Genomic DNA, 18,951 nt, shown 5'->3' with positions numbered 1-18,951 from the left:
CTAGTCCTGTTGCAGCGCTTTCGCGATGGTGCTGGCGCCAAGCCGATGAAGGCAGGCAGCCGCCGTTTCTCCGGCCCGCCGTTCTGTTCCGGCAAGCTGGGCGAGCCTCTCTATAGCGGATTCGATCCCGCCGCCAGCAATCGTTGCATCCGGCGGGTCACCAGCTTTGCCGTTCAGGGAAAAGGCATAGGCATTTCCGCGTCCAGCCAGCGTCAGCGCCGCCTGCGGATAGGCGCAGCCCTTGGCGCAGCCGGACAGATGCACCGTCAGAGATCCATCCAGCAAATCGGGAGCGGTATCGACGATCCGGGCGGCAAGCTTTCGCGTGTCGTAGAAGCCCGATGCGCAGGCGCCAGCACCAACGCAAGCCGCGATATTGGCCGATGGATCGAGCGGGTCGGCGGTGAAGCCGTAGTCGCCCGAGCGAACTCTGAGCCCCTCTGCGTCTGCCGCGGCAAGGCCGGTAAGAAAAAGCTGCCGGTCGGGCGCCAGCCGGGTCTCGATGTCATCGGCAAGATCCGCCAGGAAGGCCGTCAGCGCATCTGCTCGCATCTGGCCAAATCGCGGTCGCAGGCCGAGAATGGCCCTTCCATCCGGCAAGGCGAGAATGCCCGGTACCGGTGTACGAGACGGTGAAAAGGATATGGACTGCGGAGCCTCGGGAAAGGCTGCGCGCAGCGTTTCGATATCGATATCGCGGGCGCGGCTATGGCGGCCGGTCGCGATCAGGATGTCGAGGATGTAACCGACGGCAGCCACTACCCCGTCGATACCACCTGAAAACACAGGCCGCGCCGTCAGTGCGGTACCGCCGACTGCCACCAGCCAGTCGTGACCGGCAAGTGCGACGATGCGGATATCGGCGCTCAGATGATCAAGGCAGAAAACGCCGCGGCCATCGACCAGGATGGCAAGCTTGGGCGCGATATCGGCTGATTGCAGTTTGCCGGCAAGAGTGCTGCGCAACTGCGCTTCCAGCGCAGCCGCATCGCCGAGTTCCGCGCTGTCGATGCCATGCAGCGGCGAAAGCTCGATTGCGGGACTGGGCGGAGCCACGATGCCCGCGGCATCGATCGCCAAGGCTAGCGTGGCGACGCTATCCACCCGCAAGCCGCGGACCTGCAGATTGCCGCGGGCGGTGATTTCAAGGATGCCGTTGCCACAGGATGCCGCCGCACTTGCCAGCGCCTTGAGCTGTGCAACGGTCAGGGCGCCGCCGGCCGGGCGCAGGCGGACGAGCAGGCCGTCGCCGGTCTGCATTGGCGCGGCAAGCGTCGGGCAGGCGCCGCGTCGAAGCCCGCCAACCACCACATCCTGCAATTGTCTGTTACCGGCCGCAGCCATGGCACACCCTTCCATCACCTGTCCTTACAGGATGACGGCGCGCTCGGCAAAGCCGCTCACACCTCGAAGTCGCGCCCCTTGCGCAGCAGGTAGATATCCATGATCCATCCATGCCGCTCGCGCGCCGCGGCACGCATTCTGACGATCTCGTCCGAAACGTCGCCGAGACGGCCGGAATGGATGATTTCGTCGGCAGTGCCAAGATAGGCCCCCCAGAAGATCTCCGCATCCGGATCGTCGATCTGCGAAAACGCCTGAATGCCGTCCAGCATCACGACGGTGCTGTCGGCAGTCAGCCCCTCGTCGGCAAGCCGGCGCCCGGTGGTGATCTCGACCGGCTTGCCGACGAGATTGACCGGGATCTTGTGGCTGGCGGCAAGCGCCTGGATGCTGGTGATCCCCGGGATGACCGTCACCTCGAAGGCGACGCTGCCACGGATCCGCTCGAGGATGCGCAGGGTGCTGTCATAGAGGCTAGGATCGCCCCAGACCAGAAAGGCCGCGGCTTCGTTTTCGCCGAGATCGCCGATCATCGAGGCATAAGTCGCAGCGATGGCCGCATGCCATTCATCGACGCTCTGGACGTAACTCTTTCCCTCGGTCTGCCGCTGCGGCACGGCAAACTCGATCGTCTTCGTCTTTCCCGCATCGAGATAGCGCTCGCAGATCTCGCGGCGTACGCTCGCAAGCTCCTCCTTCTTCGCTCCCTTGGTCGGGATGAAGACGCGGTCTGCGCCCTTCATGGCGTTGATCGCCTGAATGGTCACATGATCGGGATTGCCGGTCCCGATGCCGATGACGAAGATCTGTCTCATAACGCCTCCGGCCGCTAGCGGATCAAAAGCGCCGTCCCATAAAGCCCGATCGCAAAGACCGTGTGGGCAATCAGGTTCATGGCGCGTGCCTTGGCCGGGTTCGGCGTCTTCGACGCCGCCCAGCCGATGCCGAGACCGGGCTGCAGCAGAAACCAGCCGGCACCGACGGTGACGATACCGAGAATCCAGGCCGGGATGAAGGTCGGCTCTGCGAGCCAGGCCGGGCCCATGATGATCGCAAGCGCCAGACCGTAGACGATGCCGGTGACGTAGTGGCTGATCCAGCCGAGCGCCAGTTCATGCTCGTAGGGCGCGGCGTTGGCGATGCTGTCGTGAAACACCTTGCCGTTCTTCAGGTGGTAGAACCAGCGTCCGACCGGCGCCCAGTTGGCGGCGCTCTGCCCGAAGAAGCGGTGCAGAACGATCGCCCAGATGTCCATGAGAACGGTCGCACCGATGCCGATCACGATGCCGCGCCAGATGATATCGAACATGTGAGAATATCCAGATGTGAGAACCCCTTACCGTCTTAACGGCGGCAGGCTCCGCCTGCAACAGAGCCCGACGTCATTGATGGAGCAAAACGGCTATTTCGGTTGATCACCCTTCATGGCCTGCCTAAGCTCGCGCAAAACGAGGAGGATCCAGATGAAGCTCGACCATACCGCCAAGGGCGTCTACGCCATCGCCGCCACGCCATTTCATCCGGATGGACGGCTCGATACGGTCTCGGTCGATCGCCTGACGGATTTCTATCTCGAATGCGGCGTCACCGGCCTGACCATTCTCGGCATCATGGGCGAGGCGCCGAAACTGGAGCCGGAGGAATCGCTGGCGATCACCCGCCAGGTCGTCGGCCGCGCCGGCGTGCCCATCATCGTCGGCGTCTCGGCGCCGGGCTTTGCGGCGATGCGTTCGCTTGCCCGCGGCGTCATGGATCTCGGCGCCGCCGGGGTGATGATCGCCCCGCCGCCTTCGCTGCGCACCGACGACCAGATCATCGGCTATTATGCCCAGGCGGTCGAAGCGATCGGGGATGACATTCCTTTCGTCATCCAGGACTATCCGCTGACGCTGACCGTAGTGATGACGCCTAGTGTGATCCAGAAGATCGTTAACAATCACCGCTCCTGCGTCATGCTCAAACATGAGGACTGGCCGGGGCTGGAGAAGATTTCGAAGCTGCGCGCCGCGCACAAGGCCGGCGAGATGCGGGATATCTCGATTCTCTGCGGCAATGGCGGGCTGTTCCTCGATTTCGAGCTGGAACGCGGCGCTGACGGCGCGATGACCGGCTATGCCTTCCCCGACATGCTCGCCGATGTCGTCCGTCTGCAGCAGGAAGGCAGGCGCGACGAGGCGCATGATCTCTTCGACGCCCATCTGCCGCTGGTGCGCTACGAGCAGCAGCAGGGCGTCGGCCTTGCCGTGCGCAAATATGTGCTGCAGAAGCGCGGCGCGATCGCCAGCGACGCCCAGCGGAAGCCAGCGAGCGTGATCAGCGACAAGGCGAAGGCCGAGGTCGATTATCTCCTCTCGCGCCTCGCCAGATACGACAAGCGCGCCGCGTTCTAGGCCGTCACACGGCTTACACGCATCTCTGACCAAATTGACGCAGGCGGGTGCCGCCGATTGTGCGGAGCGAAAAGTGGAATATAGTGATTTCAGAAATTTCTGAAATCACAGACATTACGGAAATCACCGTCATGAACCTTCCACCACTCGTTCAATCCTTCGTGCTGCATTTCGGCGAAATGGGCTCGCGCTGGGGGATCAACCGCACCGTCGGCCAGATCTACGCGCTGCTTTACGTCTCGCCCGAGCCGCTCTGCGCCGAAGACATCGTCGATGCGCTCGGCATCTCACGCTCGAACGTGTCGATGAGCCTGCGCGAGCTACAGGCGTGGAACCTCGTGCTGATGAAGCACAAGCCGGATGACCGCCGGGATTTCTTCTCGACGCCTGACGACGTCTGGCTGATCCTGCGTACGCTTGCCGAAGAGCGCAAGAAGCGCGAGGTCGATCCGACCCTCTCCGTACTGCGCGAAATTCTCATGCAGCGGCCGGCCAGTGACCACGAGCGATATGCCCAGCAGCGCATGGGTGAAATGCATGGGCTGATCGAGCAGCTGACGCATTGGTACGAAGACGTAAAACAACTTGAAACCGAGCGCCTCGCAACATTACTATCTCTGGGGGCAAAAGTTACGAAGCTTCTGGAAGCCAAGGACCGGGTGATTTCGCTCGGCCGCGGCCGCCGTCCTGCGAACAAGAGTTAGCGCCATGGGGAGTGCTTTCTTAGACGCGAATGACGAGCCAGAACCGGGCGCGCAAAAGCGCGGCCGTCGCAGACAGCGTGTCGGCAAAAACAGACCCGGTTCCAAGGCCGCCGCGCTGTTGCAGGCAGCAGGCGCCCTCGTCTTCATTCCCCAGGCTGCCCTCATCGCTTTTTCTGTCGGCCGGATCGCCAGTGGCGGCGGGCTCGACGCCGTGCTGTGGCCGGCACTCTTCATCGTCATTCTCGGCATCGCCAAGAGCTGTCTTGACGCGGCTGGTGGCCGCCTGGCATTCAAGGCCGCCCGCGCCGAACTCAGCAAGCGCCGCGCCGCCGCGGTAGAAGCGCTTGCGCGCCGCTCGCCTGTAGATCCCGCGCGGCCGGCATCCGGCGAAGCGGCCAGCGTCATCGGCGAACAGGCCGAACTGATCGTGCCCTATATTGCCCGGTTCCAACCGGCGCGCTTCAAGGCGACGGCCGTGCCGTTGGCGATACTCGCCTGCATATTCCCGATTTCATGGATTGCAGCACTCATCCTGCTGATCGCCATGCCGCTGATCCCGCTCTTCATGGCCCTGATCGGCTGGCGCGCCCAGGCTGCCAGCGAAAAGCAGCTTGCCGCGACCGGCGGGCTGAACGGCTTCCTTCTCGACCGGCTGCGCGGCCTGACGACGATCCGTGCGCTCGGCGCCGTCGATCGGACGGCAAGCCGCCTGCGCGCCGATGCCGATGATCTGAAGACCCGGACGATGGCGGTATTGCGGATCGCCTTTCTCTCCTCGGCGGTGCTGGAGTTGTTTGCCGCGCTCGGCGTTGCGCTGCTCGCTGTCTACGTCGGCTTCAGCCTGCTCGGCGAAATAACCTTCGGCGCCTGGACCGGCGGCCTCGATCTAACCACCGGCCTGTTCCTGCTGCTGCTCGCTCCAGCCTTTTTCGAGCCCCTGCGCGATCTCTCGTCGGTGTGGCACGACCGCGCCAGCGGCGAAGCCGCGCTCTCAGCACTGGAGGCAATTGCAACCGGGGGGCTCGATATCGTTCCGGAAGCCGCCGGCAAACAAACCACGCGTTTCGATATCGAACTTGCCGATACCGGCTTCCGCTACGCTGCCGGCAAGCCACAGGCCATCGAAGCGTTCAGCTGTCGCATCATGCAGGGCGAGCATGTCGCCCTGCTCGGCGCCAGCGGCAGCGGGAAATCGACCTTGCTTGCGATGATTGCCGGCCTTGCTCCGGTTTCGGACGGTGCAATCCGCATCGGCGGCCTGCCGCTCGGCGAAGCGGGCGACTGGCGCCGCCATATCGCCTGGATCGGCCAGAAGCCGCATATCTTTGCTGGTTCGCTCGCGGGCAACGTTACGCTCGGCCGCGCCGGCACCAAGGCGGATGAGGCACTCCGTGCCGCCAAGCTCGACCAAGTCGCGGCGGCTTACGGCAAGCGCCCGCTCGGCGAAGGCGGGCTCGGCCTGTCCGGTGGCGAGGCACTGCGGCTTGCCATCGCCCGCGCCGCCTGCAATCCCGACATCCGGATCATTCTTGCCGACGAACCGACCGCACATCTCGATGCTGCGACAGCGGCGGATATCACCGAAAGCCTCATCCACCTCGCCAAGGGCAAGACGCTTGTCGTCGCCACCCACGATCCGCGGCTTGCCGCTCGCATGCAGCGGGTGATCGCGATCGGCGCGGAAACGCTTCGGGAGGCAGCGGAATGAACACGCGCCTCGGTGATCTTAAACCCGTCGTCTACCTGTTTATCGCCGAACGGCGCCGCGGCCTGCTGATCGGCGCGCTGATGTCGGCGCTGACGGTGCTGGCCGGTATCGCCCTTCTCGGCCTCTCCGGCTGGTTCATCACCGCCGCCTCGATTGCCGGACTATCCGTTGCCACGGCCGTCACCTTCGACGTTTTCGCGCCATCGGCTGGTATCCGCCTGCTGGCGATCGGGCGTACCTTCTCGCGCTATGGCGAGCGGATGACGACCCATGATGCGACGCTATCGGTACTGGCGGCGCTCCGGGAGCGCATGTTTCGCGGCTGGGCGAAGGACGGCGCGGCGCGCAATCTCGCAGCCCGGCCGTCAAAGCTTCTGTTCCGCCTGACGGCCGATATCGACGCACTCGACGGCCTCTATCTGCGCGTCCTCGTACCCGCTGCCGTTGCGATCTGCACCGCGATCGCGGCAAGCTTGGCGCTCGGCATGATCCATCCGCTGTTTGGCGCCGCGACCGGGTTGATCCTCCTGCTTGCCGGGCTCGGCATTCCCTACCTCGCCGGCCGCGCCGCCGCGAAATCCGCACGCCGCCGCATGCATGGTGTCGAGGCGGTCCGCGGCCGCGTCATCGATCTCGTCGCCGGTCAAATGGACCTGCTGATGGCCGGGCGTCTGGACGCTCAATCTGCGGCCGTTGTCACTGCCGATGCCTATATCTCGGTGGCGGACGACCGTCTGAACCGGATCGAAACCGCCGTCAGCTTCGGCTTCGGCCTGACCTCCTCGCTGCTGCTCGCCGGATCGCTGCTGGCGGTCGCCGCCCTTGCGGGGACAGGGAGCATCGGCGCGCCTGTTGCCGCCCTCGGCCTGCTGGTCGCCTTCGCCGCCATCGAGCCCTTTGCCGCCCTACGCCGCGGCGCCATCGAGCTTGGGCGCACCCTCATTGCTGCACGCCGCGTCGGCGACCGTCTGACCACGGCGGATCGGACGACCGGACATGGCGCACCGGAAACGGGCATTGCCTTTGCGCTGACAGATGTTGCAATCGCTCACGACGGGGCCGGGAAGCTAGCCCTTCGTAAGCTAACGATTACGTTGAAATTTGGCGAGACGCTGGCGCTCATCGGCTCCAGCGGCGCCGGAAAGTCGTCATTCCTGGCGCTTCTCGCAGGCGAGTTGCAGCCGCAAGGCGGAAGTGCGGTGATCACCGATTCGACGCTGCTGACGCAGCGCACCGAGCTCTTCGCCGACAGCATCCGCGGCAATCTCCTGATCGCCGATCCCTCGGCCAGCGAGGCACAGCTTCGCGATGCTCTCGAGGCTGCCGGATTGCTCACCATCATCGATGCCCTGCCGCAAGGGCTCGACACGAAACTTGGAGAGGGCGGGCTCGGCCTGTCCGGCGGGCAATCGCGCCGCCTGGCGCTTGCCCGGCTGTTTCTCCGCAACGCATCCCTCTGGCTGCTCGACGAGCCGACAGAGGGCCTGGATGGCGAAACCGCCCGCGACGTGATGAGCCGCCTTGCCGAAAAGGCATCCGGCCACGCCGTGGTCATCGCCTGCCACATCCGCCGGGAGGCGGCAATCGCCGATATCATCGCGGTGATTGCGGATGGGTGCATCGTCGAAATTTCGCGCCGTGGAGAGGCGGCGTTCGAAAAGGCTCTGAACCGGCTGCGGCCGGATTGAGCGGCATGACTGCGGGCGCCGGCCGGCGCCCGTGGAACTCTTGATACCGCGTGGGACCGTGGGAGAAAGATAATGGAACTCGACATAGTGGCGCTATCGCGCTTTCAATTTGCGCTGACCGCGCTCTATCATTTTCTATTCGTACCCCTGACGCTTGGGCTTTCCGTGCTGCTTGCCATCATGGAAACCACCTATGTCATGACCGGCCGCCAGATCTGGCGGCAGATGACGAAATTCTGGGGCACGCTTTTCGGCATCAATTTCGCCATCGGTGTCGCAACCGGCATCGTCATGGAATTCCAGTTCGGCATGAACTGGAGCTATTACAGCTATTATGTCGGCGACATCTTCGGCGCACCGCTCGCCATTGAGGGCCTGATGGCCTTCTTCCTGGAAGCAACCTTCGTCGGGCTGTTCTTCTTCGGCTGGGACAAGCTTTCCAAAGTCGGGCATCTCGTCGCCACGTGGGCCGTGGCGCTCGGCTCGAACTTCTCGGCACTCTGGATCCTGATCGCCAACGGCTGGATGCAGAACCCGGTCGGTTCGGCGCTCAATCCGCAGACGATGCGCATGGAGGTCACCAGCTTCTTCGACGTGGTGTTCAATCCCGTCGCCCAGGCAAAGTTCGTGCACACGGTCTCGGCCGGTTACGTCTGTGCGTCGATCTTCGTGCTCGGCGTCTCGGCCTGGTACCTGTTGAAGGGACGCCATGTCGAAATCGCCAAGCGGTCGATGACTGTCGCCGCCTCGTTCGGCCTCGCCTCATCGCTGTCTGTCGTCGTGCTCGGTGACGAGAGCGGCTATCTGGCGACGGAAAACCAGAAGATGAAGCTCGCCGCCATCGAGGCGATGTGGAAAACGGAGCCTGCTCCGGCCCCCTTCACCGCCTTCGGCTTTCCGGATCAGGAAGCCCGCGAGACGCATTTCGCCGTTCATATTCCTTGGGCGATGGGCCTGATCGGCACCCGCTCGCTGACCACCGAAATCCCCGGTATCGACAAGTTGGAGAAAGAAGCCGAAACCCGCATCCGCGACGGCATCAAGGCCTATGACGCCCTGATGCAGATCCGCGCCGTCCGGGCACCGGACCAGCCGACGCAGGAGGTCCGCACCTCCTTCGAAGACCTCGGTCACGATCTCGGCTATGCACTGCTTCTGAAGCGCTATGTCGACGATCCGCGTCAGGCGACAGATGCGCAGATCGCCCAGGCCGCCCGCGATACGATCCCGCATGTGCCGACGCTCTTCTGGTCGTTCCGGATCATGGTCGGTCTCGGGATGTTCTTCATCGTGCTGACGGCAACCTTCTTCTGGCTTTCGGCCCGGCGTCACCTCGACAAGTATCCGCTGCTGCTCAAGGTCGCGGTCTTCGCGATCCCGCTGCCATGGGTGGCGATCGAGGTCGGCTGGATCGTTGCCGAGTTCGGCCGCCAGCCCTGGGTGATCGAAGGCGTGCTCCCGACAGCGGCTGCCGTCTCCAGCCTGGGCGCCAGCACCGTGCTTCTGACGATCATCGGCTTTGCAGCGCTCTACACGACGCTGATCATCATCGAGATGGGCCTGATGCTCAAGGCGATCAAGAAAGGCCCCGAGCCCGATGACGAGCCGGAAGCCGAGCTGATCTCCGAAACCCTCGTTCCTGCTGCGGAGTGATTGTCATGATCCTTCACGAACTTATCGACTACGACACGCTGCGCGTCATCTGGTGGCTGCTGCTCGGCATCCTCCTGATCGCCTTTGCCACGACTGGCGGCTTCGACCTCGGCGTCGGAACGCTCCTGCCCTTCGTGGCGAAGACCGATACCGAACGGCGGGTCGCCATCAACAGCATCGGCGCCACCTGGGAAGGCAACCAGGTCTGGCTGATCCTCGGCGGCGGCGCCATCTTCGCCGCCTGGCCGCCACTATACGCCGTCTCCTTCTCGGGCTTCTACCTGGCGATGTTCGCGATCCTCTTCGCGCTCATCCTGCGTCCGGTCGGGTTCAAGTACCGCTCGAAGCGCGACAGTGCACGGTGGCGTAGCAACTGGGACTGGGCGCTGTTCGTCGGCGGCTTCGTTCCGGCGCTGATCTTCGGCGTCGCCGTCGGCAACGTGCTGCAGGGCGTACCCTTCCGCTTCGCCGACGACATGCGGATATTCTACGAAGGTTCGTTCTTTGGGCTGCTGAACCCCTACGCGCTGCTCTGCGGATTGCTGTCGGTGGCGATGCTCGCCATGCATGGTGCAGCCTGGCTGATCCTCAAGACCAGCGGACCGGTTGCCGAGCGCGCCCGGACCTATGGCAGCCTTGCGGCATTCGCCGCCATCCTGCTCTTTGCGCTCGGCGGCATTTTCCTCGCAGTCGGCGTCGATGGCTACCGCATCACCAGCGACATCAGCCCGGTCGGCCCCTCCAATCCGCTCTTCAAAACGGCGGAACATGCCGGCACCTGGTTTGCCAATTACGGCACCTATCCGTGGCTGCTGATCGCACCGGCCTGCGGCTTTGCCGGAGCGGCCCTTGCCCTGCTCAGCATGCGGGTTCGGCTGGAGGTCACCACGCTGCTCTTCAGCAAGCTGTCGATCTTCGGCATCATCTCGACGGTCGGCGTTTCGATGTTCCCGTTCATCCTGCCATCCTCAATTGACCCGCGCTCGAGCCTGACAGTCTGGGATGCGTCGTCGAGCCATCTGACGCTGTTCATCATGCTCGTCGTCACGGCAATATTCCTGCCGATCATCTTTCTCTACACCGCCTGGGTCTACAAGGTGCTGTGGGGCAAGGTGGATGAAAAAGCCATCACCGACAAAAGCGGCCACGCCTATTAAAGGAGAAAGACGATGTGGTACTTCGCATGGATCCTCGGCCTGCCGCTCGCAGCCGCCTTCGCCGTCCTCAACGCCATGTGGTATGAGCTGATGGACGACGAAGCCAAGAAGAAGAAATCCTGAGCTTCACGAATTGAGACGATGCCGGGCGCCACAATTGCCGCCCGGCATCCCGCAAAGCTGGCACAAGCCTTGCTTCATATTATTCAGGCGGAATATGCCCGCCTGAAGAAGAGGGGTAGCATGGTGTCAGTCACGGATATGATCGGTGCAACGTGGCGTCTCGAGGATGCGATCCGGGACGTGATCGCTGAAAACCTGAATTTCTCCAGCAATTCCAAACCGATGAGGGACAAGGCGCGCCTGCTGCCGCACCTCCTCGTGCAGAAATATCCGCAGCTGTCGGATATCGAGCATGAGCTGCGCGGCGTCTTCGAAACCTGCCGCATCGCGATTGATCATAAATCCATCAGTCCGGTCGTTGCGAAGGCAGCCATTGCGATCGCCGACGAATATCGCGAGATCATCATCAAGCTCAAACATTAGGCGATAGCCTCCCCGCGCATTTCCGGCGTGGGACTGGCAGGACACACATCCGGGACATTTGCGTGGACCCGGATGATTGCCGGTTGACGTAACGTTTTGCGGGCTCTAGTTCGGCTTCCGAACATCGGGGGACGTTTTTCATGGAAATCTTTACTGCCGCGGGCCTGACTGCGCTTATGCAGGTCATCGCGATCGATCTCGTGCTTGCCGGCGACAACGCCGTCGTTATCGGCCTTGCCGCCGCCGGCCTTCCGGCCGATCAACGCAAGAAGGCCATTCTGGTCGGCATTCTGGCCGCTACCGTACTGCGTATCATCTTCGCTTCGATCACCGTTCAGCTGCTCGCCATCGTTGGCCTGCTGCTCGCCGGTGGTCTGCTGCTGCTCTGGGTCTGCTGGAAGATGTGGCGCGAACTGCGTTCGCAGCATGGTGCGGAAGGCGAAGGCGCGCTTGAGGCCGCCGAGGGCAAGCCGAAAAAGACCTTCTGGCAGGCCGCCAGCCAGATCGTCATTGCTGACGTGTCGATGTCGCTCGACAACGTGCTGGCTGTTGCCGGAGCTGCCCGCGAACACCCGACGGTCCTCGTCGCCGGTCTCGCCCTGTCGATCGCCATGATGGGTATTGCCGCAAACTTCATCGCGCGCCTGCTCACCAAGCACCGCTGGATCGCCTATGTCGGCCTGGCTATTATCCTCTACGTCGCGCTCGACATGATGTATCGCGGTGCACTTGAGGTCTGGCCCTATCTGGCCGGCTGACAGGCTTTCTTTGAAAAGAGACATCAGGCGGATCGGCGAAAGCCGGTCCGCCTTTTACTTTTCCCAGTAGCTGCCGACGCGCATGCACTGCCGGTCATATTGCAGCTCGTCCTTCAGATATTCGCGGATCGCCACGGCTTCCGCCTTCTCGCAGCCAACCCAAATGAAGGTGGGCGCGGCGCATTGCGGCGCCAGTGAGCGGATCAGCCGCTGCAGACTGCCCGCCGTTCCGGCCGCAGCACCGTTGCGATGCAGCCAGACAGTCTGGATATCAGCCGCTGACGCGATCGGCTGCTCTTCGGACGCGCTGTCAACCTCGCCGAAGAAGCGGACCTTGGTTCCGGCCGGTGCCGCTTCGGCAATGCGCAGCATGGCCGGCAGTGCCGTCTCGTCTCCGGCGAGGATAAGATCGGTCGCCTCGGGCATCCAGCCACCGCCCGGTCCCATGATACCAATCAAGTCGCCAGCGGCCGCCGTCGCCCCGAAAGTGGCGCCGGGCATGGTTTCGCCCTCGTGAAGTACGAAATCGATATCGACCTCACCGCGCTCCGGATCGACGCTGCGGATCGTGTAGATGCGCACGGCGGTGATCTTTTCGTCCGGCCACTGAATGCGGCCATCGTCGCCGACAGTGGGCCAGACCGGCGCCTCGCCATTCTGCGGCAACAGCAGGCGCACATGCAGCCCGCCCTGCCGGAAATCCTGAACATTGGGGCAGGAGAAGGTGACCCGGCGCATATGCGGCGTGATATTGCGCGCGCCCGTCACCGTCGCCAGCCGCATATTGCCCGGCAGCGCCGGCTTCGGCTTTTCCGACCAGGTCAGCTGGAATTTCTTCTCCCCGGCAAAATGGACGAGGTGCTCGGCGAGCACGGTGCGGATCATCGTCAGCTCGTCCTCGCTGTTCGAGGCGAGCTCGATTGTCAGCGTCTCGCCGGCGATGCGAATATCGGCTGCACCGATCTCATGCTCGAGATGCACGGTTTCCCCGTTGCGGGTCACCGACGCATGCTCGGCGAAATGCTCGGCGATCTCTTCCAGCATATGCCTGGCATCCGGTGGAATTGCCGTACCCGAAAGCCGGAATTGCGCCGTCATGCCGCTTCCTTTCGCGTCAGGAGCCAGATGAGATAGGGGCCACCGATCAGCGCCGCGAAGAGGCCGACCGGGACCTGATAGGGATAGATCACCACGCGCGAGAGCCAGTCGGCCACGACAAGAACGCCTGCGCCAATCAGGATCGCGGCAGCAAGCTGCTGGCCCGGCCGGTGAAAACCCGTCAGCCGCGCTAGGTGCGGCGCGATCAGGCCAGTGAGGCTGAGCGGCCCGACGAGGAACGAGGCAACCGCGGTCATCAGCGCCGCGATCATCGCCAGCAACAGACGGCTGGCGCCGACAGGCAGGCCGAGGCTGCGCGCCGAGGGACCGCCGAGTGGCAGGATGGCGAGCCAGCGGCTGAGGAAGGGCAGCGGTGCGGCGAGAATGGCGAGCGAGATCACCGCCGTCCAGGCCTCGAAGCTGCCGGCACGGTTGGTGGAGCCAGTCAGCCAGGTCAGCAGCACGTAGCCACGCATATCGCCCTGCGCCAGCACCATCGAGACGATCGCCATCGAAAAGGCGCCGATGGCGATACCGGCAAGCAACAGACGCTCGGGCGCGAACTGGGCGCGGGCGGCGATGGCGATCATGATCAGGAAGGCGACGAGCGCGCCGATCGCCATGGATGCCAGCATGACGAAGGGCGGAGGGAAACCGAAGATGAACAGCGCAACCGTCAGCCCCGCGCCGCCACCGGTGCTGACGCCGAGCACTTCCGGGCTGGCGATCGGGTTGCCGGTCACCCGCTGCATGATGAAGCCGGCGGCAGCCAGCATCGCGCCCGCACCGGCGGCAACGATGGTGCGCGGCAGGCGCAGCGGTAGCAGATCGGTAAACAGCGTACCGGTGGCGATATGCCAGCCATCGTCGGCCGGTGCCGTGGTCAACACCAGGGCGACGACAAGGGCAAGCGCCAGGAGCAGCAGCAGGAACACTCGGCCAGGGCTTTGAAGACGCCTGATCGCCACGGTCGTCTGCGCCGTGACCGACGCGAAGGAGTGGACGCGTGGCAGGAGATAAAGCAACAGCGGGCCGCCGAGCAGCGCGGTTGCCGCGCCCGCGGGAGCAAGATCGGTAAAGCCCGGACCAAGAAGCTGCGTCAGGCAATCGGTGAAGAACAGCAGCGCGGCACCTGTCAGCGGCGCGGCAATCACCAGCTGTCGGGTGGTGCGCGCACCGGCAAGGCGGGCAATCGCCGGGGCGGCAAGGCCGAGAAAGCCGATAATGCCGACCTCTGCGGTGACAGAGGCTGACAGCCACACGGCGAGCAGCAGCACGGCGAGGCGGGTCGTATGCAGGGCGACGCCGAGGCTTTTCGCACCGGCATCGTCGAGCGACAGCACCTGCAGCGGCCGCAACAGAAGAACGGCGACAGCAAGGCCCACGAGCAGCCGTGGCGCCAGCGAGATTACCGCATGCCAATCCTGCTGGCTGAGCGAACCCGCGCCCCAAATGAAGATCGACATGGCATATTCGCCGCGGGCGAGAATGAGGGTGACGCTGAGCGCCGAGGCAATCAAGGTCACGATCATGCCCGACAGGGCGACGGTTACCGGATCGAGACTGCGCCGCCAGCTAAGTGCCAGCACGATCGCCACCGCCACAAGCCCGCCCGCAAACGCCACCAGCTCGCGCGAAAACCCGAGCAGCAGCGGCGAAACGCTGATGCCGATCGTCATGGCAAGCTGCGCGCCAGACGCGATGCCGAGCGTCGAGGCATCAGCGATCGGGTTGCGCAGCACTCGCTGCAGCAGAAAGCCGGAAAGGCCGAGGGCCGCGCCAGCGATCAGCGACAGCGCGGCGCGTGGCATCATGCTCTGCCATAGCAGCACCGCATCGAGCGCCGCCTGCCCTTCCGGCAGACGTGGCCGGAAGGCGACGAGCAGAGCGAAAACCAAGGCGCAGGCCGCAAAAGACGCGGCTACGCCGATGAGCGTGCCGTTCGGGCGGCCATCGGCCACCCGGCGGCTAACCATTCCATGCATCGGTAAGCCCCTTCGCAAGCAGATCGGCGAAGCGCGATGCCGCAGGCAAGGCGCCATAAGGATTGATGGAGCCAAGCGTCAGCACCCGGCCTTCCCGGACGGCGGGAAGGGCCTGCCAGAAGGCACCGCTCTGCAGCGTCACCATCGCATCCGGCGGATGCGGCGGGATGAAGACGATCCAGGTGTCCGGCATCGATGCCAGCGTCTCGATGCCGATCGGCGCCATCGCCGTATAGCTCGTCTTGCCCTGCCAGGCGTTTTTCAGCCCGGTACGGGCCAACACTTCGCCGAACATGCTGTCGCTGCCGAAGACGCGGTAGTGGCGCGCATCGCCGAGATTGATCGGCAGGATCGTGCGGCCGTCGCCTGCAGCAAACAGCGTCCGGTAATTGTCGAGCCTGGCCATCAGATCGTCGGCATAGCGCTTGCCGCTATCGAGCTGCAACTCGGCCGCCATCGCCAGCGTCACCTCCTGCGCCCGCTGGAAGGGGATGTCGCCCATGCGGTAGATCGCATGGGTCTTCACCGGCGCAATCCGGCTCATCAGGCCATCGGCCCAGCTGTAGAAATTGGAGTTGAAGATCAGGTCCGGCCTGGCGAAGCGCAGCACTTCGAAATTCGGCGTACCCCGGAGCCCGAGGTCGGCAACGCCCCCGGGCACGGCGGGTTCGACGGCGATCTGCCGGTAGCCGCGCAGCTCGCTTCCCGCCACCACATTGGCGCCGATCGCCAGCAGCGTTTCCAGCAGGGCCCAATCGAGTGCGGCCACACGCGGCGGCGCGGCAGCCCTAAGCACCGAAGGAGCGGCGAGAGCCGCCGACATCGTCAGGAAATTGCGCCGTGTCAGAGCTTTCATCGGCATCACAGCAGATAGCTGACCGGCTCGCCGCGTGCCGGGTGGGTGAAGACGCCCATGCCGACGCCGAAGATCGATTGCAGCCGATCGGCCTGCATGATCTCTTCAGGCTTGCCCTGCGCGGTGATCCGGCCGCGATTGAGCGCGATGATCTCGTCGCAATGGCGGGCGGCCAGGTTGATATCGTGCAGAACGATGACGACGGTCAGCCCGCGTTCGTGGCTGAGCGATTCCACCAGCGACAGCATGGAGGCCTGATGCGCGAGATCCAGCGCCGAGGTCGGCTCGTCGAGCAACAGGCAGCTGGCATTCTGTGCCAGCATCATGGCAATCCACGCCCGCTGACGCTCGCCGCCGGACATGTTGGCAACCGGACGCGCGGCGAATTCTTCGAGACTCGTGCGGGCGATAGCATCATCGACCAGATTGTGATCGGCCTTGCCGAAGCGGCCAAGCGTGCCGTGCCAGGGAAAGCGCCCCAGCGCCACCAGCTCACGCACCGTCATGCCATCGGTCGCGGGCGTGAACTGCGGCATATAGGCGATCTTGCGGGCAAATTCCCGCGCGCCCCAGGCGGCCGCGTTCCTGCCTTCGAGTTCCAGTGTCCCGCCGGTTGCCGCATGCTGGCGGGCGATGATCTTCATCAGCGTGCTCTTGCCGGACCCATTCGGCCCGACCAGCCCATAGATCCGCCCGCTCTCCAGTGTCAGATCGATGCCCGAGAGGATGGTGCGCTCACCTGCAGAAAAGCGGACATCCGACATTTTCAGAAATGGCGTGGACATGAAGCGGGCTCCTGAAACAGCTGCGGGAGGGGCACCGCCCTCCCGCCGTTTTGCTTGGTGCAAAACTTTACTATGATTGTCAACTTACCATTTTTTGCTGAGCTTGAAGGTGATCGTGCGAGCGTCGCCGTAGCCGCAGGTGGTCAAGCCGCCGCAACCTTTCACGTATTCCTTGTCAAAGAGATTGGTCACGTTGAGAGACGCGCCCCAACCCTCGTTCTCGTAGCGAATAGCAGCGTCGAAGACAGCGGCACCCGGAACCTTGCTCGTGTTGGCAAAATCAGCCCAGGACCAGCCCTGGTAGCGAACACCACCGCCGACGCTGACGCCTTCCAGCGCGCCGCGCGGGATCGTGTAGTCCAACCACAAGCTGGCCTGAACCTTCGGCTGAAGATAAGGCGAGTTGCCGATGAGCGACGTGTTGGCGTCCTCCGTGATTTCGAGATCAGTATAGGAAAATCCAGCGATTGCCTTCCAATCGTCGGTGATATTCGCCTTGCTTTCGAATTCGAAACCACGTGAACGCACCTCGCCGATCTGGCTGGACAGTGTGGTACCGGGATCCGTGACAACAACGTTCTGCTTAGTGATCTGGAAGAGCGATGCGGTGATGGTCCCGTCGAAGAAGGTGGGCTCGTATTTCACGCCTGCTTCGACCTGGCTACCTTCCTCGGGCTTGATGGTGTTCGACAGGCTTGTCGCGATGATTGGATTGAAGAAGGTGGCGACACTCACATAAGGCGTGATGCCATTGCTGAATTCATATGCGAGACCAGCCCTGCCGCTGACGGCCGTCTTGTCGTACCCGTAGCTATTGTTTTGCGTCGGCGCCCAGAAGGTCGGGCCGTTGTCGGTCTTCGTGTCCACGTAGTCGTAGCGGCCGTTCAAAGTCGCGAGCCAGCCACCACCGAAGCGGATCTGATCCTGGATATAGGCGCCGAGCTGCTGCTGGGTGGTGACCTGATTGATGTAGCTGCGATTGGCGGGCTGCGGGAGCCCGTAGATCGGGTCGGTTACGCTGATCGGCGTCGCGCTGTTTGCAGCCTGTACCTGATCGATCTGGAAATACTTGTAGTCCAGCCCAAGCATCAGCTTGTGGCTCGTCTCACCAAGATCGAATTCGGTCTCGGCGCGATTGTCGACAGAGAATGAATTGACTTCGGTCTGATGCTCGAAGTTGATGCGATTCAACTCGGTTGGGCTCGCATAACCATAGGCGTAGGGCGCAACCTCATGCTTGTTGAGATGCCCATAGCGGGCGTTCTGCGTCACCGTCCAGCCGCTGTCGAACTCATGCTTGATCTCGTAGCCAAGCATCTGTTGCTGGTAATTGCCTTGATCGATATCCGGTTCGCCCGGGAAGAAATCGCGCGGAATCCTGCCAAAGGGCGCATCGACGACAGTCCCGACATAGGGGAAGAAGCCGTTGCCGGTATGAACCTGATCGAGCGCTCCCGCATAGCCCCAGATATTGATGGAAGTGGCATCATCGGGCGCGATCGTCAGCTGCGGCATGATAAAACCGCGCGTGTCGTGCGAAAAGTCGGAGTAGTTGTCGCCACCAGCAACCTTGCCAGTCAGGCGATAGGTCATCGTGTCGCTTGAGCCGACTTTGTCGGAAAGGTCAACACCGGTGAAAGCGTTGCCGTTACTATTGATACCGATATCGGTATAGTAGAGCGGCTCATCGGTTGGCCGCTTGCGGACCAGATCAATGATACCACCAGGGTTCGAACCACCGTATAGAACCGAAGCGGGCCCTTTCAGCACTTCGACGCGTTCGAGCATAAAAGGATCGGTCTGGAAGCCGCCGAAGCTGTAGCTGAACAGGTTGAGGCCGTCCATGAACACGCCGGTCTGGGTCGCGTCAAATCCGCGTATATAGAACCAGTCCGTATCACCGTCATTGCCGAAAGGCTGCGCGTTGACTCCAGGCGTATAGGACAGAGCCTCATCGACCTTGTTGACGACACCACGATCGTCCATTTCCTGCGTTCCGATCACCGACACAGACTGCGGAATCTCGTTGATCGGCGTATCGCTTTTCGACCCCGTCGCCGACCGCTTCGCCACATATCCCTTGACCGGGCTGGTCGCCGTCGCCTCGGAATTTGCCGCTCCGGCCTGCCCCTGGATGGTGATCGGCGCCAATGCCGTCGCGTCCTGGGCCTGCGCCGGCATGGCGGCTACGAGGCCGATGGCGGCGGCGCCGGTCAGAAGGTTGGTCTTGAAGATGAGAGCCTTGGTCTGCCCACGCATTGTCTTACCCCACTCGCGCC

The 18,951-nt window shown here is 63.3% G+C and carries 17 protein-coding genes; 9 read left to right on the top strand and 8 right to left on the bottom strand.

Going from position 1 to position 18,951, the window contains the following annotated elements; translation table 11 throughout:
• The 3 genes from cobG to AC1DIJ_RS03330 are packed head-to-tail and all read right to left on the bottom strand — an operon-like array spanning position 1 to position 2,653.
• A complete protein-coding gene (cobG, locus tag AC1DIJ_RS03340) occupies positions 1-1,344 on the bottom strand; it encodes a precorrin-3B synthase (protein WP_112388890.1) in 1,344 nt (447 codons plus the stop codon).
• Between the two features lie 56 nt (positions 1,345-1,400).
• Positions 1,401-2,159, bottom strand: coding sequence for a precorrin-6A synthase (deacetylating) (gene cobF / locus AC1DIJ_RS03335; protein ID WP_112388889.1), 759 nt, complete (start codon positions 2,157-2,159; stop codon positions 1,401-1,403).
• Between the two features lie 14 nt (positions 2,160-2,173).
• Complete coding sequence (locus AC1DIJ_RS03330; protein ID WP_112388888.1) at positions 2,174-2,653, bottom strand: DUF2938 domain-containing protein; 480 nt, start codon at positions 2,651-2,653, stop codon at positions 2,174-2,176.
• A gap of 154 nt (positions 2,654-2,807) precedes the next feature.
• Here AC1DIJ_RS03330 and AC1DIJ_RS03325 point away from each other — a divergent pair, with 154 nt between their 5' ends.
• From AC1DIJ_RS03325 to AC1DIJ_RS03285, 9 genes are all read left to right on the top strand, one after another.
• Complete coding sequence (locus AC1DIJ_RS03325) at positions 2,808-3,734, top strand: dihydrodipicolinate synthase family protein (protein WP_112388887.1); 927 nt, start codon at positions 2,808-2,810, stop codon at positions 3,732-3,734.
• Between the two features lie 131 nt (positions 3,735-3,865).
• Positions 3,866-4,438, top strand: a complete 573-nt coding sequence (locus AC1DIJ_RS03320) for a GbsR/MarR family transcriptional regulator (protein WP_112388886.1) — start codon at positions 3,866-3,868, stop codon at positions 4,436-4,438.
• A 4-nt stretch (positions 4,439-4,442) separates the two neighbouring features.
• A complete protein-coding gene (gene cydD / locus AC1DIJ_RS03315; RefSeq protein WP_112388885.1) occupies positions 4,443-6,146 on the top strand; it encodes a thiol reductant ABC exporter subunit CydD in 1,704 nt (567 codons plus the stop codon).
• Positions 6,143-7,834 (top strand): thiol reductant ABC exporter subunit CydC, encoded by a 1,692-nt coding sequence (gene cydC / locus AC1DIJ_RS03310; protein ID WP_112388884.1) that lies wholly within the window; start codon positions 6,143-6,145, stop codon positions 7,832-7,834. Before cydD ends, cydC begins: the two co-directional genes overlap by 4 nt.
• Before the next feature lie 72 nt (positions 7,835-7,906).
• Positions 7,907-9,487 carry a cytochrome ubiquinol oxidase subunit I gene (locus AC1DIJ_RS03305; protein WP_112388883.1) on the top strand — a complete coding sequence of 527 codons (1,581 nt, stop codon included), beginning with the start codon at positions 7,907-7,909 and terminating at the stop codon, positions 9,485-9,487.
• A 5-nt stretch (positions 9,488-9,492) separates the two neighbouring features.
• A complete protein-coding gene (gene cydB, locus AC1DIJ_RS03300; RefSeq protein WP_112388882.1) occupies positions 9,493-10,644 on the top strand; it encodes a cytochrome d ubiquinol oxidase subunit II in 1,152 nt (383 codons plus the stop codon).
• A 12-nt stretch (positions 10,645-10,656) separates the two neighbouring features.
• The gene (gene cydX, locus AC1DIJ_RS03295; RefSeq protein WP_112388881.1) at positions 10,657-10,767 is read left to right on the top strand and encodes a cytochrome bd-I oxidase subunit CydX; all 111 of its coding nucleotides are present in this window, start codon (positions 10,657-10,659) and stop codon (positions 10,765-10,767) included.
• Positions 10,768-10,887: 120 nt separating this feature from the next.
• Complete coding sequence (locus AC1DIJ_RS03290) at positions 10,888-11,190, top strand: hypothetical protein (protein WP_112389057.1); 303 nt, start codon at positions 10,888-10,890, stop codon at positions 11,188-11,190.
• 140 nt (positions 11,191-11,330) lie between these two features.
• Complete coding sequence (locus AC1DIJ_RS03285; RefSeq protein ID WP_112388880.1) at positions 11,331-11,948, top strand: TerC family protein; 618 nt, start codon at positions 11,331-11,333, stop codon at positions 11,946-11,948.
• A 54-nt stretch (positions 11,949-12,002) separates the two neighbouring features.
• Here AC1DIJ_RS03285 and AC1DIJ_RS03280 read toward each other — a convergent pair whose 3' ends face one another.
• The 5 genes from AC1DIJ_RS03280 to AC1DIJ_RS03260 form a co-directional block, all read right to left on the bottom strand.
• The gene (locus AC1DIJ_RS03280) at positions 12,003-13,046 is read right to left on the bottom strand and encodes a siderophore-interacting protein (protein ID WP_112388879.1); all 1,044 of its coding nucleotides are present in this window, start codon (positions 13,044-13,046) and stop codon (positions 12,003-12,005) included.
• A complete protein-coding gene (gene fhuB / locus AC1DIJ_RS03275; RefSeq protein WP_112388878.1) occupies positions 13,043-15,022 on the bottom strand; it encodes a Fe(3+)-hydroxamate ABC transporter permease FhuB in 1,980 nt (659 codons plus the stop codon). Before fhuB ends, AC1DIJ_RS03280 begins: the two co-directional genes overlap by 4 nt.
• Positions 15,015-15,887: an ABC transporter substrate-binding protein gene (locus tag AC1DIJ_RS03270; RefSeq protein WP_112389056.1), complete on the bottom strand. Its 873-nt coding sequence runs from the start codon at positions 15,885-15,887 to the stop codon at positions 15,015-15,017. The genes fhuB and AC1DIJ_RS03270 overlap by 8 nt, the downstream gene beginning before the upstream one ends.
• A 5-nt stretch (positions 15,888-15,892) precedes the next feature.
• Complete coding sequence (locus tag AC1DIJ_RS03265; RefSeq protein WP_112388877.1) at positions 15,893-16,672, bottom strand: ATP-binding cassette domain-containing protein; 780 nt, start codon at positions 16,670-16,672, stop codon at positions 15,893-15,895.
• Positions 16,673-16,756: 84 nt separating this feature from the next.
• The gene (locus tag AC1DIJ_RS03260; RefSeq protein ID WP_112388876.1) at positions 16,757-18,931 is read right to left on the bottom strand and encodes a TonB-dependent siderophore receptor; all 2,175 of its coding nucleotides are present in this window, start codon (positions 18,929-18,931) and stop codon (positions 16,757-16,759) included.
• Between the last annotated feature and the right edge of the window lie 20 nt (positions 18,932-18,951).

Source organism: Rhizobium sp. 10N427 (assembly GCF_056394605.1).
This window is presented reverse-complemented; position numbering and strand designations above follow the sequence as displayed.